This window comes from Pseudomonas sp. Root329, assembly GCF_001424925.1.
Taxonomy (GTDB): Bacteria; Pseudomonadota; Gammaproteobacteria; order Pseudomonadales; family Pseudomonadaceae; genus Aquipseudomonas; species Aquipseudomonas arabinosi.
Map to the genome: position 1 here is coordinate 209,473 of NZ_LMCV01000049.1, position 20,871 is coordinate 230,343.

Sequence of the window (20,871 nt, forward strand, 5' to 3'; positions counted from 1 at the left end):
AGCTGCTACAAAGTGCCGCTACAAGGGCCAAACACCAGAAACTACAAGGGGAGCCGAAGCTCCCCAAGAAAGTAGTTGCATGCTCTATTTTTATTTTTGATTCGGGCTTTTTGTTTTTGTTAAGTGCCCTCGCCATGAAGTTTTTCCTTCATGGCCCTCCCAATCGGGAGCCAAGAGCAAACGGATTGCTTTGGTCGCTGTGTTGCAGTGATCTTGCGATCCAACCAGTTCAGGCTCTGTCTTGTGACAGTTTTTTGTTGTTCTCGGCCTGGTCGTGGGGCAAGCCCCAAATACAACGCCTCTCCAAAAGAATCAGTTAGCTGCGCCTCTCGCCGTCTTGTTTTTATTGTGCGTGAGTCGATACGTCTTATTTTTATTGTCTTGTGCATTGCTTGTTATTGTTCTTGTACCAAACATATAGCAGGGGGCGTGCCAACTTTTGCGAGGCCCAGCAAAACAAGGGGTTAGGCCGGCTGGTGAGGTTTTCAGAGGCCAAAAAAAACCGGGGCTTCGTTACCGTAAGCCCCGGCTTCTGTTACGTGGAAAAACTGAGGTAACAGTTTTTTCACCTTGTCACGTGTTACCCGCGCATCAGACAGGCGAGGTTCAGCTCTCGCTGGCCACCCCGGTCTTGCGCCGCGGAATGCCCAGGCGCTGACGGCGTTCCCACAGGCATTTGCGACTGACACCAAGTTTGCGCGCCAACTCGGTTTCGGTCATGTGGTCCTGATGCTCGAGAACGAAGTGCTGGAAGTAGTCTTCCAGTGACAGGTCTTCGGTCGGCTCATGGCTATTGTTACCGGCGGCGCTGCCCTGTTGTGGTGGCAGGCCGATGAAGTCGTCATCGTCCAGATCGCTCAGTTCGATGTCGATCCCCAGCAGCTCGGCGGAAATCTCCGGGCTCTCGCACAGGATGACGGCACGTTCTACGGCGTTTTCCAGCTCTCGAACGTTACCCGGCCAGGCGTAATGACGAATGGCCTGTTCGGCATCCGGGGCGAACTTCAGGTCGGTGCGGTTGACCCGCGCGCTCTGTCGCGCCAGGAACGCGGTGGCAATTTCGTTGACGTCCGCGCCGCGCTCGCGCAGGGCCGGCAGTTTCAGGGCGATCACGTGAAGGCGGTAATACAAGTCTTCACGGAACTGGCCGATCTTCGCCAGGCTCTTGAGGTCTCGGTGAGTCGCAGCAATCAGGCGCACATCGACTTTCTGGGACTGCACCGAACCCACACGACGAATTTCACCTTCCTGCAGCACGCGCAGCAGGCGGGCCTGGGCTTCCAGTGGCAGTTCGCCGATTTCGTCGAGGAACAAAGTGCCGCCGTCGGCCGCTTCGACCAGGCCGGCACGCCCGGCGCTGGCGCCAGTGAACGCGCCTTTTTCGTGGCCGAACAGTTCGGACTCGATCAGGCTTTCTGGAATGGCCGCGCAGTTCACCGAAATCATCGGCGCCTTGGCACGTTTGGACAGGTTGTGCAGGGCGCGCGCCACCAGTTCTTTACCGGTGCCGGATTCGCCCTGAATCAAAACATTGGAGTCGGTTGGCGCGACTTTGCGGATTTTGCTGTACAGATCCTGCATAGGCGGGCAGGAGCCGATGATGCCGATTTCGCCGTTGTTGTTGCTGGCGCCCGGTTTCGCAGCGCCATTGCCGGCTTTACCGGCGACCGGCTCACCGCTGGCTTGCACAGCTTGACGGTCACGCAGGATTCGCGCGACGGCCTGGAGCATTTCATCATGATCGAAAGGCTTGGCGATGTAATCCACCGCGCCCATCTTCATCGAGTCGACCGCCGAACGCAGGCTGGCGTAGCTGGTCATGATCAGCACCGGAGTGCCCTGGCCGAGCTTGATCAACTCGGTGCCAGGTGCGCCAGGCAGACGCAGGTCGCTGACGATCAGGTCGAACGTGGGAATGGTGAAGCGTTCTTGTGCTTCCTGCACTGAACCGGCTTCGCTGACCTGGTACTGGTTACGTTCCAGCAGGCGGCGCAAGGCGGAGCGGATAATTGTTTCGTCTTCGACGATCAAAATGTGCGGCATTGATTCGATACTCTCGACGGTCTCAGTTCACAGCGGACGTCGCTTCGACATGACGCGGCAAGGTCACCCGGATACGGGTGCCGCGTTGGCTTTGAACATCAGCCGGGCTGTCGATGGTGATTTGTCCATAATGCTCTTCAACGATGGAATAGACCAGTGCAAGGCCCAGACCGGTGCCTTCGCCAGGATCCTTGGTGGTGAAGAAAGGTTCGAACAATCTATCCATGATGTTCTTCGGAATACCGCTGCCTTCGTCTTCCACGATCAAATCGACCGTGTGTTCGCCGGCTTCGCTTTTGACCCGCACCGCGCTGCCGGGAGGCGAGGCATCGCGGGCATTTGAGAGCAGGTTGATCAGTACTTGTGCAAGCCGCTGCGGGTCGCCTTCGACCCAGTGATCGGGATCGCACAGGTTGTAGAACTGCACTTCGAAATTGCGTCGGTTCAGGGCCAGCAAACCGATGGCATCCTGGGCCACTTCGGCCAGACAGACGGGCTCGTCGCTGTGCTGATGGCTGCCGGCGTGGGCGAAGCTCATCAGCGACTGAACGATGCGCGACACGCGTTTGGTCTGCTCGAGGATCTGCCCGCTGATTTCCTTCAGTTCGCTGTCTTCTTCACGCTCTTCGCGCAGGTTCTGCGCCAGGCAGGCGATGCCGGTGATCGGGTTGCCGATTTCATGGGCCACGCCGGCGGCGAGTCGGCCGATGCTGGCCAAGCGCTCGGAGTGCACCAGTTTGTCTTCGAGCATCTGGGTTTCGGTCAGGTCTTCCACCAGCAACACCAAGCCGCTGTTACCCGGTGCGAGCGGTTCATCGATCGCCGCTTTGTGCAGGTTCAGCCAGCGGGTCTGGCCGTCGAGCGCCAGGTGCTGTTTGTGCAAATGCTCGTCCGGCAGATTGATGAAGCCTTGCAGCAGCTCTTTCCATGGATCGGCAATGGTGCTCAGGCGCGAACCGACTACACGCTGCGCGGCAATCCCGGTCAGCTCCTCCATGGCTTTGTTCCACATGAGGATTTCCTGATCCTTGGCCAGCGAGCAAACGCCCATCGGCAATTCCTGCAGGGTCTGGCGGTGATAACGGCGCAGGGCATCGAGTTCGGCGGCAAGCCCGGTCAGGCGCGAGTGGTAATCCTCGAGGCGACTTTCGATGAAGTGGATGTCTTCGGTGACGTAGTTTTCGCCGCCGGCCTTATAAGGCAGGAATGTCTCGACCATGTCCTGAGCCACACTCGGCCCCATCAGGCCGGAGAGGTTGGCTTCGATACGGTCGCGCAAGCGGCGCAAGGCATAAGGCCGGCGCTCATCGAAAGGCAGATAGAGGTCACGCAGGGCCTGTTCGACTTCTTTCTGTGCTGCCTTGGCGCCCAAAGGTTTTGCCAGCTGTGTGGCGAATTCCTGGGGTGAGGCGGCGTGCAGTTCACGGCGTTGCGGCCGGCGCACGTTGTCCACGGCGCAGGCTTCGGCGGCGCTGGCTTCTTCGCTGCTGGCGTTGGTGAACAGCGAAATCAGGGTGAACATCAGCACGTTGGCCGCCAGCGAGGCGATCGCTGCCATGTGCCAACTGGTGTCGTCCAGTACGTAGATCATGTTCAGCAGCGGAATGTAGAAACCCTGCAGATTGCCAACCAGCGGCAGCAGCATGGTCACCAGCCACACCAGAATCCCCGCGAGCAAACCGGCGATGAAACCGCGGCGGTTGGCGGTCGGCCAGTACAGTACCGACAGCACACCCGGCAGGAACTGCAGGGTGGCGACGAAGGCGACGATGCCCAGATTCGCCAGATCCTGTTCCGCGCCCAGCAGCAGGTAAAAACCATAACCGGCCATGATGATCGCGACGATCAGCGCCCGGCGGGTCCACTTCAGCCAACGATAAATGTTGCCTTCGGCGGGCGGCTGATAGAGCGGCAGCACCAAATGGTTCAGCGCCATCCCGGACAGCGCCAGGGTGGTGACAATGATCAACCCGCTGGCCGCCGACAATCCACCGACATAGGCCAATAGCGCGAGGGCCTTGTTGTTGGCGGCGATGCCGATACCCAGCGTGAAGTATTCCGGGTTGGTGGTCGCGCCGAGTTTCAGTCCGGCCCAGAGAATCAGCGGTACCGCCAGGCTCATCAACAGCAGGAACAGCGGCAAGCCCCAGCTCGCACTGACCAGCGAGCGCGGGTTGAGGTTTTCGGTAAACGTCATGTGGTACATGTGCGGCATCACAATCGCCGAAGCGAAGAACACCAGCAGCAGCGTACGCCACGGGCCTTCCTGCAATGGCGTGTGCAAAGCGGCGAGGGCGGTCTGGTTTTGCAGCAGCCACAGCTCCAGCTGTTGCGGGCCGTCGAACACGCCGTACAGCGCATAGAGGCCAACGCCGCCGATGGCGATTAGTTTGATCACCGACTCGAACGCAATCGCGAACACCAGGCCTTCGTGTTTCTCGCGGGTGGCAATGTGGCGCGAGCCAAAGAAAATCGTGAACAGCGTAATCAGTGCGCAGAAGCTCAGGGCTACGCGATGTTGCACCGGTTCGCGGGTGAGGATGCCGATGGAGTCGGCCACCGCCTGAATCTGCAACGCCAGCAACGGCAGCACGCCGATCAGCATGAAGATCGTGGTCAGTGCGCCGGCCCAGGTGCTGCGGAAGCGGAAGGCGAACAGATCGGCCAGCGACGACAGCTGATACGTGCGGGTGATTTTCAGGATCGGATACAAAAGCACCGGTGCCAGCAGAAACGCGCCGGAGACGCCTAGATAGCTGGACAAAAAGCCGTAGCCGTATTGATAGGCCAGGCCCACCGTGCCGTAAAACGCCCACGCACTGGCATACACGCCCAGCGACAGGGTGTACGTCAGCGGGTGGCGAATGATCGCCCGGGGGATCATGCCCCGTTCGCTGACCCAGGCTACGCCGAACAGCACCGCCAGGTACGCGGCGCTGATCAGGATCATCTGGGTCAGGCTAAAGCTCATCGGCATCTTTTTGGCTCTGCAGGATGAAGGTCACGACGATCAGAATCAGCCAGAGCAGATAAGGGCGATACCAGGCGCCAGTGGCGTCGATCCACCAATCCATGATGGCTGGGGAGAACAGATAAATCCCCACTACCAGGAGCAGGACCAAGCGATAGATGTACATCCCGGCCTCTCTTTTTTATGCGCGTGCCCGAAAACGTGCGGCGATGGTAACGGATGGGCGCGCCACTGCAAGTGTGATCACTGTAGTTGCGCTTCGGGCAGGTTGAGTGTGCGCGGGATCAACGCTGCATCCCAGTGGGCGATGCCCCAGTTCAACACTTCCCGTGGGGTGGCGTAAGCCAGTTCGGCACCGGGATTCTGCCCCAATGCGCGCAACGCACGCAGCAACAAGGGGGTTGCCTGATCTTCGGTCAACGGCGGCGAACGATAGGACTTGCCGAGCTTGTTGCCATCTGGTTGGGTGATCAGCGGGATATGCAGATAACGCGGTTGCGGCAGGCCGAGCAGTTCTTGCAGGTAGAGCTGGCGCGGCGTGGAGTCGAGCAGGTCGGCGCCGCGGACGATATCGGTAATGCCTTGCCAGGCATCGTCCAGCACCACCGCCAATTGATAGGCGTAGAGCCCGTCGCGGCGACGGATCACGAAATCGCCGACCTCCCGGCCCAGGTGTTGGCGGTATTCGCCTTGCACCCGGTCGATGAAGTGATATTCCAGCTCGGGGACCCGCAGGCGAATCGCGGCGTCTTCAGTGCCATGGCCGGCATTGCGGCACAGCCCGGGATAAATCCCGTGATAGGGCGCAAGTGTTTTGCGTGAACAGGTGCACGCGTAGGCCAGACCGCGATTGAACAGGCGATTGAGGACTTCGGCGTAGGCATCGTGCCGGTCACTCTGTCGGACCATTTCGCCATCCCACTCGAAACCGTAGCTTTCCAGGGCTTTAAGGATCGCCGCTTGAGCGCCGGGCTCTTCCCGTGGCGGATCGAGATCTTCCATGCGCATCAGCCAACGGCCACCCACCGAGCGCGCGTCGAGGTACGAGGCCAGCGCTGCGACCAGCGAACCGAAATGCAGATGTCCACTGGGCGTGGGGGCAAAGCGCCCGATGTAGGTGGGGGAGGTGATGGCGGTCATGGGGCAAGTTTACTTTGTCTGGTCATGCGCAAGTCTCTGTGGGAGCGGGCTTGCTCGCGAAGGGGTCATCAGCTTCAACAATTATGCTGACTGACACACCGCTTTCGCGAGCAAGCCCGCTCCCACAGGTTTTATGCCGTGGCGAATGTCAGAAACAAAAACGGAGCGTTCGCACGCTCCGTTTTTAGTTCAAGTCGAGATTACTTGCCGACTTGCTTTTCCTTGATTTCCGCCAGGGTCTTGCAGTCAACGCACATGTCGGCGGTAGGGCGGGCTTCCAGTCGCTTGACGCCGATCTCGACGCCGCAGGACTCGCACCAGCCATATTCTTCGTCTTCGATCAGTTGCAGCGTCTTGTCGATCTTTTTGATCAACTTGCGCTCGCGGTCACGGGCACGCAGCTCGAGGCTGAATTCTTCTTCCTGGCTGGCACGGTCTGCCGGGTCCGGGAAGTTGGCCGCTTCGTCTTTCATGTGATCAACAGTACGGTCGACTTCCTGCATCAAGTCCTGTTTCCACTTATTCAGGATCTTGGTGAAGTGAGCGCGCATGGGCTTGCCCATGTACTCCTCGCCCTTCACTTCTTTGTAGGGTTCGAAGCCGCTGATCGACTGGTTCTGTTGTTGCTTTGCTTGGGTGGACATGAAATAGACCGCCTCTACTCTTGTAATCCATTGCGCAGGATTGCTCCATCACCGACACCTGCCGGCCCTGCGGCTGCAAGCGGGCGAACTTACCAGATCAAATCGGACCGCGCTACTCCCGGATGTCGAGGTAGTGGCCCGCTGTGCTTGCAAATGATTGCAAAGCCTTGTCTGGCGGTGCTGGAGACCTGATCAATTATTGATTTTAGTCAAACCTGAGACACTCGCTTGAGTCGTTTGAGACCAGCGTTATAACGGTCTGACCGCTTTAGGTTCTCGCTCGTTCCTGCGCTTGGGTAGAATCAGTTTTTTTCCCCGTTGAAGGAAGGCTAATGGCTCAGTCCTACAGTGCCCGCAGTCGCGCGATCGAACCTTTCCATGTCATGGCGCTGCTGGCGCGGGCCAATGAACTGCAAGCCGCTGGCCACGACGTAATCCACCTGGAAATCGGTGAACCCGACTTCACCACCGCCGAGCCGATCATTCAGGCCGGCCAGGCCGCATTGACGGCGGGGAAGACCCGTTACACCGCCGCGCGCGGCATTCCCGAGTTGCGTGAGGCCATTTCCGGGTTTTATCAGCAGCGTTACGGTTTGAACATCGACCCGCAACGAATCCTCATCACGCCTGGCGGTTCCGGTGCGCTGCTGCTGGCCAGCGCCTTGTTGGTGGATCCGGGCAAGCACTGGCTGCTGGCGGACCCAGGCTATCCGTGCAACCGGCACTTTTTGCGGCTGGTGGAAGGCGCGGCGCAGCTTGTTCCTGTAGGTCCGGACGTGCGCTATCAACTCACGCCGGACCTGATTGCGCGCCATTGGGACCAAGACAGCGTCGGCGCCCTGGTGGCGTCGCCAGCCAATCCGACCGGGACGATCCTGACCCGTGATGAGCTGGCGGGCCTGTCTGCCGCGATTAAGCAGCGCCACGGTCATCTGGTGGTGGACGAGATCTATCACGGTCTGACTTACGGCACCGATGCGGCCAGCGTGCTGGAGGTCGATGACAGTGCCTTTGTACTGAATAGTTTTTCCAAGTATTTCGGCATGACGGGATGGCGACTGGGTTGGCTGGTGGCGCCTGAAGCGGCGGTCGGTGAGCTGGAGAAACTCGCACAGAACCTCTACATCAGCGCCCCGAGCATGGCTCAGCACGCTGCTCTGGCCTGCTTCGAACCGGCCACGATCAGTATCCTGGAAGAGCGTCGCGCCGAATTTGGCCGTCGTCGGGATTTCCTGCTTCCAGCCCTGCGAGAGCTGGGCTTTGGTATCGCCGTTGAGCCTGAAGGCGCGTTCTACTTGTATGCCGATATCAGCAAGTTCGGCGGCGATGCCTTCGCGTTCTGCCGACATTTCCTCGAAACCGAACACGTGGCGATTACTCCGGGTCTGGACTTCGGTCGTTTTCAGGCTGGCCACCATGTGCGGTTTGCCTACACCCAAAGTCTTCCGCGCCTACAGGAAGCGGTCGAGCGGATTGCGCGCGGCTTGAAGAGCTGGCAAGGCTGATGCGTTTTCATCCTCCCCTCGAAGAAGGCCGTTTGATTCGTCGTTACAAGCGTTTTCTCGCCGATATCGAAACCGTTAGCGGCGAGTTGCTGACCATTCACTGCCCGAACACCGGTTCGATGCTCAATTGCCAGGTCGAAGGCGGACAGGTCTGGTTCAGCCGTTCCAACGATCCCAAGCGCAAGTTGCCCGGTACTTGGGAAGTCGGCGAAACCCCGCAGGGACGCTTGTTTTGTGTGAACACCGGACGGGCCAACGGCTTGATCGAAGAGGCACTGCGAGCCGGTGTCATCACCGAGTTGAACGGCTTTACCGAGTTGAAGCGCGAAGTGGCCTACGGTCAGGAAAGCAGCCGCATCGATTTCCGCCTCGATTACCCGAGCGGGCCGGCTTATGTCGAAGTCAAAAGTGTCACCCTGGGCTTCGATGGCTCATTGGTAGCGGCATTTCCCGATGCAGTGACCCAGCGCGGGGCCAAGCATTTGCGCGAACTGGCGCATTTGGCCCGGGACGGAATTCGTGCGGTGCAGTTGTATTGCGTCAATCTCACCGGCATCGACGCTGTGCGTCCGGCAGAAGAAATCGATTCGGCCTACGCCGCAGCCTTGCGTGAGGCGGTGTCGTGCGGGGTCGAGGTGCTGGCCTATGGCGTGCACTTGACCCACGAAGAAATGCTAGTCAATCGGCGTCTGGACGTGTTGCTCAACGGCTAAAGACTGACCCAGATCCCTCGCTCGTCTTCGCGGCAGGCGACGGTGGTCAGTGACTGCCCGGCACAAGGGCCGGCGACGCATTCGCCGTCCTCGATCAGAAACAGTGCGCCGTGGGTCGCGCACTGGATCAGGCTGTTGCTGGGGTCGAGAAACTGGTCGGGCTTCCATTCCAGTCCGACACCACGGTGCGGGCAGCGATTGATGTAGACGTAAACCTGGCCGTCACGGCGCACGGCAAAGAGCTTCTGGCCGTCGATGTCGAAACCGCGGCTGCTGGCATCGGCCAGCTCAACGCCTGCACAAAGAAACTTCATGTCTATCCTCAAGTCCTGCAGCTCGTGACTGGATATGTCCGAGCTTGACGTTCAAATGCAAACAATTATCAAATGGCTGCCTTGCCTGTCGGGTTCAGGTGCCAGATGCCGAGGATACTTGGCCTGACATCTCGATGCCCGGGAAAACCCTTAAAGGAAGCTGTTTATGCGCCTGAGTACCCGCGTTGCTGCGCTCTGTGTCGGACTCCTCGTCAGCCACCACGCCGCAGCGGCCGAGTTGCCACAACGTTGGGTCAGTGCCGGTGGAGCTTTATCGGAATGGATCAGCGCGCTGGGCGGTGAATCGAAACTGGTCGGTGTCGACACCACCAGTCAGCACCCGGAATCGCTCAAGGCATTGCCAAGCATCGGGTATCAGCGGCAATTGTCGGCGGAGGGCCTTTTGAGCTTACGCCCGCAGATACTGGTTGGCACCGAGGAAATGGGACCGCCACCGGTGCTTTCGCAGGTTCGCAGCGCAGGCGTGCAGGTCGAACTGTTCTCGGCCCAGCCGGATCTGCTGACGTTACAGGGCAATTTGCAGCGTCTGGGCAAGTTGCTTGGCGCTGAAGATCAGGCTTCGCAGGTGTTTCAGACTTATCAACAGCAACTCGATCAACAAAAGATCCGGGTCGCTCAGGCACAGTTGAAGGAGAAATCGCCTGGTGTGCTGTTGTTGCTGGGCCACGCAGGCGGCAAACCGCTCATCGCCGGCAAGGACACTGCCGCCGATTGGTTGCTGCAACACGCCGGCGGGCACAATCTGGCCACGCATACCGGCTACAAACCCTTTTCTGTCGAATCCCTGGTCAGCCTGGATCCCAAGGTGCTGGTGTTTGCCGATCGCGCACTGACCGGCGATGCCGCCCGTGCGGCGTTGTTCAAGGAGAACCCGGTCCTGTCCTCGACCCGCGCGGCCAAGGACGGGCGAGTCATGGAGCTTGATCCGACTTTGTTGGTGGGGGGCTTGGGGCCGCGGCTACCCGATGCGCTGAAAAAACTGTCTGACGCTTTCTACCCCGGTTCGGCCGGCCAATGACCATCCTGGTTAAACCCCGCGCTTTATTCATTGGTCTGATCCTGCTGTGTTTGCTGGCCATCTGGCTGTCGTTGGCGCTTGGGCCGGTGAGCTTGCCGTTGTTCGACACCTTGCGCGCAGCCCTGCGGCTGGTGGGGGTGCCGATCGCGCCCGACGGACTGGAGCAGGCCGAACTGATCCTCGGGCAAATTCGCTTGCCGCGAACCTTGTTAGGTTTGGCCGTGGGAGGGGTGTTGGCATTGTCCGGCGTGGCGATGCAGGGGTTGTTTCGAAATCCTCTGGCTGATCCGGGGCTGGTCGGCGTCTCCAGCGGTGCGGCATTGGGCGCGGCGATCGCGATTGTCGGTGGCTCGGTATTCGGCGGACTGCCCGAATCCTTCGGGCCTTATCTGTTATCGCTGTGCGCGTTTCTCGGCGGGCTCGGCGTGACCGCGGTGGTGTATCGACTGGGCCGGCGCAACGGGCAGACCCATGTTGCGACCATGCTGTTGGCCGGTATTGCGTTGACTGCGCTGGCCGGCTCCGCCGTGGGGCTGTTCACCTATCTGGCGGATGACGCGACGCTGCGCACCCTGACGTTCTGGAACCTGGGCAGCCTCAATGGCGCCAGCTATTCGCGGCTCTGGCCGTTGCTGCTGATCAGTGCCGGCGTGGCGTTGTGGCTGCCGCGTCGGGCCAAAGCCTTGAATGCGTTGTTGCTGGGTGAGTCGGAGGCCGGTCACCTGGGTATCGACGTCGAAGGGCTCAAGCGCGAATTGGTGTTTTGCACGGCGTTGGGTGTCGGTGCTGCGGTGGCAGCGGCGGGGATGATCGGGTTTGTGGGTCTGGTGGTGCCGCATCTGGTGCGATTGCTGGCGGGCCCCGATCATCGTGTGCTGTTGCCTGCGTCAGTATTGGCGGGGGCCAGTCTTTTGTTGTTTGCCGATCTGGTGGCGCGACTGGCCCTGGCGCCGGCTGAATTGCCGATCGGGATCGTCACGGCTTTCATCGGTGCGCCGTTCTTTCTGTATTTATTGCTCAGAGGGCGTGCCTGATGTTGCGAACGCAAAATCTGCAAATCCGTCGAGGCCGAAAGATTGTCCTGACGGACATCACGCTTGAGCTCAAACCGGGCGAAGTCCTCGGAGTGCTGGGACCTAACGGCGCCGGTAAAAGCACCTTGCTCGGCGCCTTGTGCGGCGAGTTGCATGCCGATCACGGCAGTGTCTGGCTTGACGACCGTGAGTTGAATCAATGGGCCGGGACGCTGAGAGCGCAGCGCTTGGCGGTATTGCCGCAGGTCTCGACCCTGGACTTCGCCTTTCGTGTCGAAGAAGTGGTCGGCATGGGCCGCTTGCCGCATCAAAGCGGTCGGGTTCGCGATGACGAGATTGTTGCCGCCGCATTGCACGCTGCCGATGCCGGGCATTTGAGTGGCCGCAGCTATCTGGCCTTGTCCGGTGGCGAACGTCAGCGGGTGCATCTGGCTCGGGTTTTGGCGCAGCTCTGGCCGGGCGAAGCGGGGCAAACGTTGTTGCTCGATGAGCCAACGTCGATGCTCGACCCGCTTCATCAACACACTACGTTGCAAGCCGTACGCGAGTTCGCCAATCGCGGCGCGGCGGTGCTGGTGATCCTGCATGATCTGAACCTGGCAGCGCGCTATTGTGATCGCCTGTTACTGCTTGAAGGCGGGCGCCCGGTGGCGCTCGATACGCCGGAGCAGGTGTTGCGCCCGGAACCACTGAAGGCCGTGTTCGGGCTGGAAGTGCTGGTGCAGCAGCACCCGGAGCGTGGGCATCCGCTGATCATCGCCCGCTGAGTTTTTAGGGAGTGAAAACATGCGTGGGATTTTGATGCTGGCCTTGCTGATGCTGAGTGCCTGTCAGCATGTTTCGACTCCGCCGCCGGTTGTGGGCGAGATTCGGGACTTGCGCAGCGGTCAGACCCTCACGGCAGAGGAGCTGGTTGCGCAGTTGGAGACGCCTTCACGGGTGATCGTGGGCGAGCAACATGACAATCGCGATCACCATGAACTGCAGTTGTGGTTATTGCAGTCGCTGGGTGAGCGGCGACCTCAAGGCAGTCTGCTGCTGGAAATGCTCACGCCGGATCAACAGCTGCGTGTTGATGATGTTCGTCACGCTTCGACACCACCGGCGGATTTACCCGGTGCATTAGTCTGGCAGTCTGGCTGGGACTGGAATCTATACGGGCCGATCGTTCGTTTCGCCCTGACCCAGCCATATCCGCTGCTGGCAGCCAATCTGGACACGCTTGAAGTCCGTGCCGTTTACGCTAACCCTCCGACATTGAGCGGTTCGCGCTCCAACGCTGCTTCAGTCAAAGACGAGTTGCTGAAGCAGGTCAGCGACTCCCACTGTGGTCTGCTGCCCGAATCGCAGATGCCGGCGATGCTGGCGGTTCAGCAGCAACGCGACCGACGGATGGCCGAGCGCTTGCTGGCGGCACCCACGCCTTCACTGCTGTTTGCCGGCGCTTACCATGCGCGCAAGGATGTCGGCGTGCCGATTCATGTGCTTGATCTGGGAGAGTCTCAGACGCCTGCGGTGTTGATGCTGGCGGAGCAGGGCAGCGAGGTCACACCGGCCATGGCTGATTATGTCTGGTACACGCCTGCCACGCCGCCGCAGGATTACTGCGCGCAAATGCGTAAGCAATTTGGCAAGTGATCGAACGACTTTTCTCCAGGCAAAAAAAGACCCGGCAAGAGCCGGGTCAAATAACCGTGATTAGCCTGATGAGGAGATATCTGAGAGTCCGAACCAAGGGCTTTTCAAATATCGACCAGTCTCGCGACCAGTTGTGATAATCATATCGATTCTCATTACCAAGTCAACCGCTGATTTCTCAATTATTTGAAATGCGCTGTCCGTTCACTGGAAGCGCCCGTAATCATTGGGTTTCAGCCTGTGCGGTTGAGCAAGCTCAGCTGAATGAGCTGCTTGTTCAGCAGGTCGATACGTCGGGCCATGCTCTCGATCAGACTGTGGGCGATCTTCGGATTGCTTTGGGTCAGGCTGAGAAACTGGTCCTTGGGGATCAGCATGACAGTGCTGGGCTCGCTGGTGATCACGCTGGCGTTACGCTTCTCGCCGGTGAACACCGCCATGGCGCCGAAAATCTCGTCCTTGGGTACATCGCCGACTTTGTGCCCGTCGACAAAGGCTTCGGCGTGACCATCAATGATGACGAATACGTGATCCGCGTCTTCGCCCTGACGGATCAACACTTCGCCACTGGCCACGCGCTGAAAACCATTGGTGCTTCGAAACTCAGGTTGTTTCAGGCGGGCGAGTGCGTCGGACAGCAGGGCGGACTGACCGGCCATGTATTGAAGGAACAGCTCCGAACGCTCCGGGTCGGCATAGATATGCTGAAAAACCTCGGAGCGCAGATAAGGCGTCAGAGCCAAAGGGCTATCGCTGCGAAACCGGCAGCGGGGCAGTTCCGTGCCTTGGCGCAAGCCGATCAGATCTCCCTCGTGCAGATAGAACAACGCCCGTTCGTCGATGCATCCATGCAACAGGCCATTGTTCAGCACAAACAGTTGATTGCCGGGTAACAGGACGGCCAGATCATCGACGGCTGAAAATTCCAGGGTGGGTCCGCACGGCATCAAACCTTCCAGCAGCCGGACGGGAATATGTTGCAGTCGGTTGATCAGCGCGTCGGCGTAAGCCGGTTGTTCCCCAAGTAGGTACATGGCAGCTGCGTCCGTTCAGTTTTTGTGACGTGACGAGATAGCTTCCAGCTGTTTGTTCAAGGCGTCCTTGCGCTCGGCGGGAATGTCGTTCCAGTGCACATCCATCAGCGCACCTTCGATGGCATATAACAACACCTTGGACGCCCGAAACCCGCGCGTGCGCACGGCGCGATAAGCATCCACCGCCCCCAGGCGACGCAAGTCCGAGGCGCTGTGGATGCCCACGGCATGCAGCCACTGCGCCGACGTCTTGCCAAGATTCTTCAGGTGCTGCAGTTCATCATTCATCAAGCCTCCTTGCGACGGCCGAACGGTGCGTGGGCGAGCTTCTCAGGAGTGTAGCCATCAGTAGGAAAAGCGTGATTGTTTGGTCGGTTTCGACGCAAAAGCTTCTAAGAAGAGAAGTCCTGAAGCTGCGTGAAAGTCTGCGAGTGCGGTAGGAAGAGAGGGCGGTGGAATCAGGTTTCCGGGCAAACCATGCCCAGAGTCCAGCGCAAAGCGGGGGCGCCGAACGGGTCAGTTAAAAGTCGCTTTTAGCGGGTGCGATAACGCAGGCGTGTACCGAAATTCATCGACATCAGGATCTCGTCAGCACTCAGCTCTGGCGGGAAGTAGGCGCCGGAGATCTGTGCGTGAGCCAGGCTCGCGCCTTCCAGGGAGGCATTGCGAAAGTCGATGCCGCGCAAGTCGGCGGAGCGGAAATAGGCATCGGTAAAGTCGACGCCGTCGGCGTTCAATTCGCGCAGGTCCAGACCCCGGAAATCGCCACCGACCATGTCGATAGGTCCGTCTTTCGGGCGCTCGTTGTTGAAACCTGTGATGTCGTCTTTGTGCAGCAACGCATAAAGCGGGGTGTCGAGAAGTTTCGGCTGGCTCATGTCACATCACCTGTTGGTTTTATGACGCCAGTATAGTGCCACTATTTGGCAGCCGTGAAGCCGGCGAAGGCTTCACGGCTGAAATAGTTTCTTACAGACCCGGCAGGCGCTGGCGGATCTGTGCAACGACTGTGTCGAGGGTTCCGCTTTCATTGGTCTGAACGCGTTTGCTGCAGAGAATCTCTGCCGGCGTCAGGGCCTCACGAGTGGCTTGTTGGGCTTCGATTACGGCCAGGTTGGCGTCGGACGGGTCCTTTTTGTCTGCCTGACGCAGGGCCAGCCAGCTCTCGATCACCGCTTGTGGCGCATTGCAGTCGAGGATAAGGAATGGCGCGCCAGTGGCTTCGGCGATTTTTGCTGCGCCGTCACGCTGGTCGCGCTTGAGGTAAGTCGCATCGACTACCACCGGGAAGCCCGCACGCAGGATCACCGCGGCAATTTCATGCAGGTGGGTGTAAGTGGCGGCGCTGGCGTCGGCGGTATAGATGCCGGCCTGAGGGTCGTTTGGCACTGTTTGCTCGCCGAACAGACGTTTGCGCTCTACATCGGAGCGCAGGCGAATGGCGCCCAACGCTTCCACCAGACGCATGGCCACGTGGCTCTTGCCGACGGCAGAAACACCGTGGGTGATGGCCATGAAGCGCGAAGGAATGGTGCTGTAGCTTTCCGCCAGGTTGGCGTAATTGCGGTACTGACGCAGGGTAGTGGCTCGCTGCACCGGGTCGGCCTCGGCCGGCATGCTGAACAGGCTGACCTTGGCGCGAACCAGTGCGCGGTAGGCTTTATAGAAGTTCAGCAACTCAAGGCCCTGGTAATCGCCGGTCAGTTCCAGGTACTGGCTGATGAAGCGGCGCGCCAGACTCTTCAGGCCACGGTCTTCCAGGTCCATCGCCAGGAAGCCGGTGTCGGCATAAACGTCGGTGAAGCGGAACGGTTCGTTGAACTCGATGCAGTCGAAGATCACGACCTTGCCGTCGATCACGGTGGCGTTGCCCAGGTGGATGTCACCGTGGCATTCGCGAATGAAACCTTCGGTCTTGCGCTGGGCGAACAGTGGCTTGAGGCGTTCGAAGCTGCTTTCGGCCCAGGCTTGCAGCGCATCCAGTTGCAGCAGGTCGGCCTTGTCGCTGAGGAACGGGCGGATCTGTTCGAAGTTCTGGCGTACGGGTGCCATCACGCTGTCCGGCGTGCCGGCTTCGTGTTCGGCAGGCACTTTCGGTGCGCTGAGGTGGAATTGGGCGATCTGCGCGGCCATCTCGTCGATGTGCGCGGTAGTCAATTCGCCGTTGGCTTGCAGCGTGCTGAGCAGCTGGCTCTGTGGGAATTGACGCATTTTCAGTGCGTAATCGACGGCCGGGCCCTCGCCACCCAATTGTGGGGCTTCGGCGCTGCCAGTGATTGGCAACACTTCGAGGTACAAATCGTTGGTCAGGCGCTGGTTAAGACGCAGCTCTTCCCCGCAAAAATGCTTGCGGGCGTCGAGGCTGGTGAAATCCAGGAAGCCGAAATTCACGGGCTTCTTCACTTTATAAGCAAAGGGGCCGGTGAGGATTACCCAGGAAATATGGGTTTCGATGACCTGGAACCCGTCTACGGGATGCGGGTAGAGGGCCGGGTTTTGCAGGGCAGCGATCAGGGACTGGCTCACAGGCGATCCTTCAGAGTCTGGGGAAAATTCACGGCCGTCATTATGGCCGCAAGTCCGTCTGACGCAAACCTCGGAGGGCTCCTGTTGAGTATGAATAAAGTGCGTATAATCCGCCGCCATGACTCGTACTCGATCCCCCCGCACCCCAAAAAAACCACCTTCCAAGGGCCTGCGCCCCTGGCTGGGCTGGGCCCTTAAACTCAGTCTGGTCGGCCTTGTGGTGCTGGCCGGGTTCGCGGTTTACCTCGACGCGATCGTCCAGGAGAAGTTCTCCGGCAAGCGCTGGACCATTCCGGCCAAGGTGTACGCGCGCCCGCTGGAGCTGTTCGTCGGACAAAAGCTCAGCAAGGACGACTTTCTAACTGAACTCGATGCCTTGGGCTATCGACGTGAAAGCGTGAGCAATGGACCCGGCGCGGCGGCGGTCAGCGGCAATACCGTCGACTTGAATACCCGTGGCTTCCAGTTCTATGAAGGCATGGAGCAAGCGCAACCAGTACGGGTACGTTTCTCTGGCGACTACGTGGCCGAACTTTCGGCGACCAACGGTTCGAAACTCTCTGTGGTGCGGTTGGAACCGCTACTGATTGGCGGGATTTACCCGAAAAATCTCGAAGATCGCATTTTGATCAAAATTGATCAGGTCCCGCCGTATCTGCTGGAAACTCTGGTCGCTGTGGAAGACCGGGATTTCTACAGCCACTGGGGCGTGTCGCCCAAGTCGATTGCCCGCGCCATCTATGTCAACACCTCTGGCGGCAAGATGACCCAGGGCGGCAGTACGCTGACGCAACAATTGGTCAAGAACTTCTACCTGACCAGCGAACGCAGCCTGACCCGTAAACTCACCGAAGCCATGATGGCGATGTTGCTTGAGCTGCATTACGACAAACGAGAAATTCTTGAGGCTTACCTCAATGAAGTGTTCGTCGGTCAGGATGGGCAGCGCGCGGTGCACGGTTTCGGCTTGGCAAGCCAGTTTTTCTTCGGGCAGCCGTTGTCTGAACTGAAGCTGCATCAAGTCGCGATGCTGGTGGGCATGGTCAAGGGGCCGTCCTATTACAACCCTCGTCGCAACCCTGAGCGGGCGCTTGAACGGCGTAATCTCGTGCTCGATGTACTTGAGCAACAAGGTGTTGCCACCGCCGATCAGGTCGCTGCTGCGAAGAAAATGCCACTGGGTGTGACGACTCGCGGCAAGCTGGCGGACAGCTCGTTCCCCGGCTTCCTCGACCTGGTCAAGCGTCAGCTGCGCGAAGACTATCGCGACGAAGACTTGACCGAAGAAGGTCTGCGGATCTTCACCAGTTTCGACCCGATCCTGCAGATGAAAGCCGAGGCGTCGGTCAACGACACCTTCAAGAGACTCTCCGGGCGCAAGGGTTCCGATGAGGTCGAAGCGGCCATGGTCGTGACCAACCCGGAAACCGGTGAAGTCCAGGCCATGATCGGCAGTCGTCAGGCGAGTTTTGCCGGCTTCAACCGGGCGCTGGATGCTGTGCGACCGATCGGCTCTTTGATCAAACCGGCGGTTTATCTGACAGCCCTTGAGAAGCCAAGTCAGTACACCTTGACCAGTTGGCTGTCGGACGATTCCTTCTCGGTCAAAGGCGCGGACGGTCAAGTCTGGAAACCGCAGAACTACGATCGCCGCTCCCATGGCACCGTATTTCTGTATCAGGGGCTGGCACATTCCTACAACCTGTCGACCGCGCGTCTCGGGTTGGCGGTGGGCGTACCGAATGTCCTGAAGACCCTGGCGCGTCTCGGTGTGAGTCGTGAATTCCCGGCGTTCCCGTCGATGTTGCTGGGGGCTGGCGGTCTGACCCCGATCGAAGTGGCGACCATGTACCAGACCCTGGCCAACGGTGGTTTCAATACGCCGATGCGCGGGATCCGTAGCGTATTGACCGCTGAAGGCGAACCGCTCAAGCGTTATCCGTTCCAGATTCAGCAACGTTTCGATCCAGCCTCCATTTACCTGATCCAGAGCGCCATGCAGCGGGTGATGCGTGAAGGTACCGGCAGTTCTGTTTACAACGTATTGCCGAAAACCCTGACCTTGGCCGGCAAGACCGGTACCAGTAACGATTCGCGGGACAGCTGGTTTGCCGGTTTCAGTCAGGACCTGCTGGCAGTGGTCTGGCTGGGTCGCGATGACAACGGCAAGACACCGTTCACCGGTGCCACCGGTGCGCTGCAGGTCTGGACCAGTTTCATGCGCAAGGCCGATCCGTTGCCGCTGGACATGCCGCAGCCAGACAACATTGTTCAGGCCTGGGTCGATTCGCGTACCGGACAAGGCTCTGATGCCAACTGCCCAGGTGCGGTGCAGATGCCGTATATTCGCGGCAGCGAACCGCCTCCCGGTGCCGCTTGCGGTGGCGAAAGCCCTGTTTCCGGCGAAACGGTGATGGATTGGGTCAAGGGCTGGATGAATTAAGCAAAGAGGGTTTCAAGTGAACAAGTGGTTGATTCCAGCGGTTACCGCCGTGGCTTTGCTCAGCGGTTGCTCCTCCGTACAACGCGGTTCGATTCCGGTTGTGGATTCCGGTAGCGCGGTTTCGAACAGTGAACGGATTTCGGCGAATGGCGGTTTCCGTCAGACGACGACTAAACGTCCTGCGCAAGCCCAGACTCAGGCGATTCCACAAGGTGATACCGGCGTCGTCGTGATGGTGCCAGGTGGTGGTGCAGTGACGTCGGCCCCGATCAGCACTGCGCCGATCACACCAGGCCCGATCACCCCGGGGCCGATCGATACTTCGCCGGTTCAGTCGGCACCGATCAATCAGGGCAGCTACAGCATGCCGTCGACGCCGAGCGGGATTCCTTCGGCGAGCTCTGGTGGCTTGTCTGCCGACGAGCAATTGGACGGTCCGGTTCTGGCCTTGCTGACTACCGCTCAGCAGCAACAGGCGAGCGGTGATCTCAACGGTGCTTCCTCCAGCCTCGAGCGCGCCCAGCGTGTTGCGCCGCGTGAGCCGCAAGTGCTTTATCGTCTGGCTCAGGTGCGCATGGCTCAAGGCGATGCACCACAAGCCGAGCAGTTTGCTCGTCGTGGCCTGACCTTCGCCAACGGTCGTTCGGCACTTCAGGCCAGTCTGTGGGAATTGATCGCTCAGGCACGTGAGAAACAGGGTGATTCTGCTGGCGCAGCATTGGCCCGTCAGAAGGCCAAGGTTTCGCTGTGATGGACGCACGCTTTCCGAAGATTGCCGAACAGTTGCTATTGATCGAGCGCGAGCTGCGGGTTCAGGGTTGGTGGGACGAGGTCTCGCCCTCCGCCGAAGCGCTTTCCAGCGTCGAACCCTTCTCGGTCGACACGCTGGATTTCGAGCAGTGGCTGCAATGGATCTTCCTTCCGCGGATGAAGGTGATCCTCGAGCAGGATCTGCCTTTACCAAACGCTTCGGGAATTCAGGAGATGGCCGAAATGGTCTTCGCCGCCCGTAATGTTCAGGGCAAGGACCGGCAGTTGCAGGTGCTGCTCAAAGAGTTTGATCTACTGATCACCGCCTCCCGCTAAACCGGAGGCGGCCAGTGTCTACTGGCAGTTATCCGCAATCTGTTTCTGTGCTTCGCTAATGCGCTCCTGACGTTGCTGGTCGGTCAGGCGGCGCATCTCGCCTTCGACATCCTCCCGTATTCGCGGATTGTTCTGCAGTTGAGCCAGGTTCGTTCGCGCCTGTTCGCAGAATTCCTTCAGCTGGGCTTGCTGCTCGGCGACCTGTTTTTTCACTTTGTTGTCGATAGCCTGTTGATCACCAATGGCACCGCTGCGTGGCGGCGGAGTCTGGTTGCCGGCAGGCGAGGAGGGCGTGACCACGGTGGTGGCTTCCCGGTCTTGGGGTGGCTGGGCGTCGAAGTGGGTAACGCCCTGGGCGTCGACCCATTTGTAGATCTGAGCGGCCATGCACAAAGGGCTGATGCCAATCAGCAGGCTGACGGTCAGGAAAAACGTTCGCATGCCATTTCCTTGTATTGGGTTGCGCAATTGAAGCTAACACAGTTGCTGTTTAGCGGTTTTTTCTTGCTTTCTCATGTGCTTAGTTCAATAAAGCACATAGACGACTTGACTTGGAGAGGACGAAACAGAAGAATCCAAAGTCCGCTGTAGAGGGACTGCCAGAAGCAGGCCCGCTCAGCAGATCATGAGGCGCACATCCGCGCCGACCTGTTACACCCGCAACGCGTTACCTCGCGCTGGGTGGGAAAGGCCCGCAACACTTGGGACGATCCCAATACTTGCTCAGTCAGTGCTGACGTA

At 59.4% G+C, this 20,871-nt stretch carries 20 protein-coding genes; 9 read left to right on the forward strand and 11 right to left on the reverse strand.

Annotated elements, in window-relative coordinates; all coding sequences use genetic code 11:
- Positions 1 to 606: 606 nt before the first annotated feature.
- The 5 genes from ASC74_RS28530 to dksA all read right to left on the reverse strand — a co-directional run bounded on the left by ASC74_RS28530 (position 607) and on the right by dksA (position 6,798).
- Positions 607 to 2,043 carry a sigma-54-dependent transcriptional regulator gene (locus tag ASC74_RS28530; protein WP_056746074.1) on the reverse strand — a complete coding sequence of 479 codons (1,437 nt, stop codon included), beginning with the start codon at positions 2,041 to 2,043 and terminating at the stop codon, positions 607 to 609.
- A 22-nt stretch (positions 2,044 to 2,065) separates the two neighbouring features.
- Positions 2,066 to 5,020 carry a sensor histidine kinase gene (locus ASC74_RS28535; protein ID WP_162247459.1) on the reverse strand — a complete coding sequence of 985 codons (2,955 nt, stop codon included), beginning with the start codon at positions 5,018 to 5,020 and terminating at the stop codon, positions 2,066 to 2,068.
- Positions 5,004 to 5,180: a hypothetical protein gene (locus tag ASC74_RS31740; RefSeq protein ID WP_003176118.1), complete on the reverse strand. Its 177-nt coding sequence runs from the start codon at positions 5,178 to 5,180 to the stop codon at positions 5,004 to 5,006. Before ASC74_RS31740 ends, ASC74_RS28535 begins: the two co-directional genes overlap by 17 nt.
- 77 nt (positions 5,181 to 5,257) lie before the next feature.
- The gene (gluQRS, locus tag ASC74_RS28545) at positions 5,258 to 6,154 is read right to left on the reverse strand and encodes a tRNA glutamyl-Q(34) synthetase GluQRS (protein ID WP_056746077.1); all 897 of its coding nucleotides are present in this window, start codon (positions 6,152 to 6,154) and stop codon (positions 5,258 to 5,260) included.
- 200 nt (positions 6,155 to 6,354) lie between these two features.
- On the reverse strand, positions 6,355 to 6,798 hold the full coding sequence (gene dksA, locus ASC74_RS28550) for an RNA polymerase-binding protein DksA (RefSeq protein WP_008153293.1): 444 nt from the start codon (positions 6,796 to 6,798) through the stop codon (positions 6,355 to 6,357).
- 332 nt (positions 6,799 to 7,130) lie between these two features.
- Between dksA and ASC74_RS28555 the strand changes: the two genes are divergently transcribed.
- Positions 7,131 to 8,303, forward strand: coding sequence for a pyridoxal phosphate-dependent aminotransferase (locus tag ASC74_RS28555; protein WP_056746079.1), 1,173 nt, complete (start codon positions 7,131 to 7,133; stop codon positions 8,301 to 8,303).
- The gene (gene sfsA / locus ASC74_RS28560) at positions 8,303 to 9,016 is read left to right on the forward strand and encodes a DNA/RNA nuclease SfsA (RefSeq protein ID WP_056746081.1); all 714 of its coding nucleotides are present in this window, start codon (positions 8,303 to 8,305) and stop codon (positions 9,014 to 9,016) included. Before ASC74_RS28555 ends, sfsA begins: the two co-directional genes overlap by 1 nt.
- On the opposite strand, the gene ASC74_RS28565 is transcribed toward sfsA, so the two are convergent.
- Complete coding sequence (locus ASC74_RS28565; RefSeq protein WP_046049391.1) at positions 9,013 to 9,330, reverse strand: Rieske (2Fe-2S) protein; 318 nt, start codon at positions 9,328 to 9,330, stop codon at positions 9,013 to 9,015. The two genes, sfsA and ASC74_RS28565, sit on opposite strands and share 4 nt — an antisense overlap.
- Positions 9,331 to 9,496: 166 nt before the next feature.
- Here ASC74_RS28565 and ASC74_RS28570 point away from each other — a divergent pair, with 166 nt between their 5' ends.
- From ASC74_RS28570 to ASC74_RS28585, 4 genes are read left to right on the forward strand one after another with little or no spacing between them, the layout of a single operon-like run.
- Entirely contained in the window at positions 9,497 to 10,369 is an 873-nt protein-coding gene (locus ASC74_RS28570; RefSeq protein ID WP_056746083.1) for a heme/hemin ABC transporter substrate-binding protein, read from the forward strand.
- Positions 10,370 to 10,419: 50 nt separating this feature from the next.
- Positions 10,420 to 11,403 (forward strand): FecCD family ABC transporter permease, encoded by a 984-nt coding sequence (locus ASC74_RS28575; RefSeq protein ID WP_177338889.1) that lies wholly within the window; start codon positions 10,420 to 10,422, stop codon positions 11,401 to 11,403.
- Entirely contained in the window at positions 11,403 to 12,170 is a 768-nt protein-coding gene (locus ASC74_RS28580) for a heme ABC transporter ATP-binding protein (protein WP_046049394.1), read from the forward strand. The genes ASC74_RS28575 and ASC74_RS28580 overlap by 1 nt, the downstream gene beginning before the upstream one ends.
- Positions 12,171 to 12,189: 19 nt before the next feature.
- On the forward strand, positions 12,190 to 13,041 hold the full coding sequence (locus tag ASC74_RS28585; protein ID WP_056746089.1) for a ChaN family lipoprotein: 852 nt from the start codon (positions 12,190 to 12,192) through the stop codon (positions 13,039 to 13,041).
- A gap of 233 nt (positions 13,042 to 13,274) precedes the next feature.
- Here ASC74_RS28585 and ASC74_RS28590 read toward each other — a convergent pair whose 3' ends face one another.
- From ASC74_RS28590 to ASC74_RS28605, 4 genes are all read right to left on the reverse strand, one after another.
- A complete protein-coding gene (locus ASC74_RS28590; protein ID WP_056746091.1) occupies positions 13,275 to 14,075 on the reverse strand; it encodes a Crp/Fnr family transcriptional regulator in 801 nt (266 codons plus the stop codon).
- Between the two features lie 15 nt (positions 14,076 to 14,090).
- Entirely contained in the window at positions 14,091 to 14,363 is a 273-nt protein-coding gene (locus ASC74_RS28595; RefSeq protein WP_003228231.1) for a TfoX/Sxy family protein, read from the reverse strand.
- A 245-nt stretch (positions 14,364 to 14,608) separates the two neighbouring features.
- A complete protein-coding gene (locus ASC74_RS28600) occupies positions 14,609 to 14,953 on the reverse strand; it encodes a pentapeptide repeat-containing protein (protein WP_008015079.1) in 345 nt (114 codons plus the stop codon).
- 91 nt (positions 14,954 to 15,044) lie between these two features.
- Positions 15,045 to 16,601 carry a bifunctional aminoglycoside phosphotransferase/ATP-binding protein gene (locus ASC74_RS28605; RefSeq protein WP_056746093.1) on the reverse strand — a complete coding sequence of 519 codons (1,557 nt, stop codon included), beginning with the start codon at positions 16,599 to 16,601 and terminating at the stop codon, positions 15,045 to 15,047.
- Positions 16,602 to 16,719: 118 nt separating this feature from the next.
- Between ASC74_RS28605 and mrcB the strand changes: the two genes are divergently transcribed.
- The 3 genes from mrcB to ASC74_RS28620 are packed head-to-tail and all read left to right on the forward strand — an operon-like array spanning position 16,720 to position 20,130.
- Entirely contained in the window at positions 16,720 to 19,044 is a 2,325-nt protein-coding gene (gene mrcB / locus ASC74_RS28610) for a penicillin-binding protein 1B (protein ID WP_056746095.1), read from the forward strand.
- Positions 19,045 to 19,060: 16 nt separating this feature from the next.
- Positions 19,061 to 19,795: a tetratricopeptide repeat protein gene (locus ASC74_RS28615; RefSeq protein ID WP_056746096.1), complete on the forward strand. Its 735-nt coding sequence runs from the start codon at positions 19,061 to 19,063 to the stop codon at positions 19,793 to 19,795.
- Entirely contained in the window at positions 19,795 to 20,130 is a 336-nt protein-coding gene (locus ASC74_RS28620) for a YqcC family protein (RefSeq protein WP_033054374.1), read from the forward strand. The genes ASC74_RS28615 and ASC74_RS28620 overlap by 1 nt, the downstream gene beginning before the upstream one ends.
- A gap of 18 nt (positions 20,131 to 20,148) precedes the next feature.
- Here ASC74_RS28620 and ASC74_RS28625 read toward each other — a convergent pair whose 3' ends face one another.
- A complete protein-coding gene (locus ASC74_RS28625; RefSeq protein ID WP_056746098.1) occupies positions 20,149 to 20,571 on the reverse strand; it encodes a DUF4124 domain-containing protein in 423 nt (140 codons plus the stop codon).
- Positions 20,572 to 20,871 lie beyond the last annotated feature (300 nt).

Bases quoted from the DNA above. Each gene is read 5' to 3' on its own strand.
- ASC74_RS28535 (WP_162247459.1), bottom strand. From the start codon at position 5,020: ATGCCGATGAGCTTTAGCCTGACCCAGATGATCCTGATCAGCGCCGCG.
- ASC74_RS28595 (WP_003228231.1), bottom strand. From the start codon at position 14,363: ATGAATGATGAACTGCAGCACCTGAAGAATCTTGGCAAGACGTCGGCG.
- ASC74_RS28580 (WP_046049394.1), top strand. From the start codon at position 11,403: ATGTTGCGAACGCAAAATCTGCAAATCCGTCGAGGCCGAAAGATTGTC.
- ASC74_RS28620 (WP_033054374.1), top strand. From the start codon at position 19,795: ATGGACGCACGCTTTCCGAAGATTGCCGAACAGTTGCTATTGATCGAG.
- ASC74_RS28570 (WP_056746083.1), top strand. From the start codon at position 9,497: ATGCGCCTGAGTACCCGCGTTGCTGCGCTCTGTGTCGGACTCCTCGTC.
- gluQRS (WP_056746077.1), bottom strand. From the start codon at position 6,154: ATGACCGCCATCACCTCCCCCACCTACATCGGGCGCTTTGCCCCCACG.
- dksA (WP_008153293.1), bottom strand. From the start codon at position 6,798: ATGTCCACCCAAGCAAAGCAACAACAGAACCAGTCGATCAGCGGCTTC.
- ASC74_RS28585 (WP_056746089.1), top strand. From the start codon at position 12,190: ATGCGTGGGATTTTGATGCTGGCCTTGCTGATGCTGAGTGCCTGTCAG.
- ASC74_RS28600 (WP_008015079.1), bottom strand. From the start codon at position 14,953: ATGAGCCAGCCGAAACTTCTCGACACCCCGCTTTATGCGTTGCTGCAC.
- sfsA (WP_056746081.1), top strand. From the start codon at position 8,303: ATGCGTTTTCATCCTCCCCTCGAAGAAGGCCGTTTGATTCGTCGTTAC.
- ASC74_RS28625 (WP_056746098.1), bottom strand. From the start codon at position 20,571: ATGCGAACGTTTTTCCTGACCGTCAGCCTGCTGATTGGCATCAGCCCT.
- ASC74_RS28565 (WP_046049391.1), bottom strand. From the start codon at position 9,330: ATGAAGTTTCTTTGTGCAGGCGTTGAGCTGGCCGATGCCAGCAGCCGC.
- mrcB (WP_056746095.1), top strand. From the start codon at position 16,720: ATGACTCGTACTCGATCCCCCCGCACCCCAAAAAAACCACCTTCCAAG.
- ASC74_RS28590 (WP_056746091.1), bottom strand. From the start codon at position 14,075: ATGTACCTACTTGGGGAACAACCGGCTTACGCCGACGCGCTGATCAAC.
- ASC74_RS31740 (WP_003176118.1), bottom strand. From the start codon at position 5,180: ATGTACATCTATCGCTTGGTCCTGCTCCTGGTAGTGGGGATTTATCTG.
- ASC74_RS28555 (WP_056746079.1), top strand. From the start codon at position 7,131: ATGGCTCAGTCCTACAGTGCCCGCAGTCGCGCGATCGAACCTTTCCAT.
- ASC74_RS28530 (WP_056746074.1), bottom strand. From the start codon at position 2,043: ATGCCGCACATTTTGATCGTCGAAGACGAAACAATTATCCGCTCCGCC.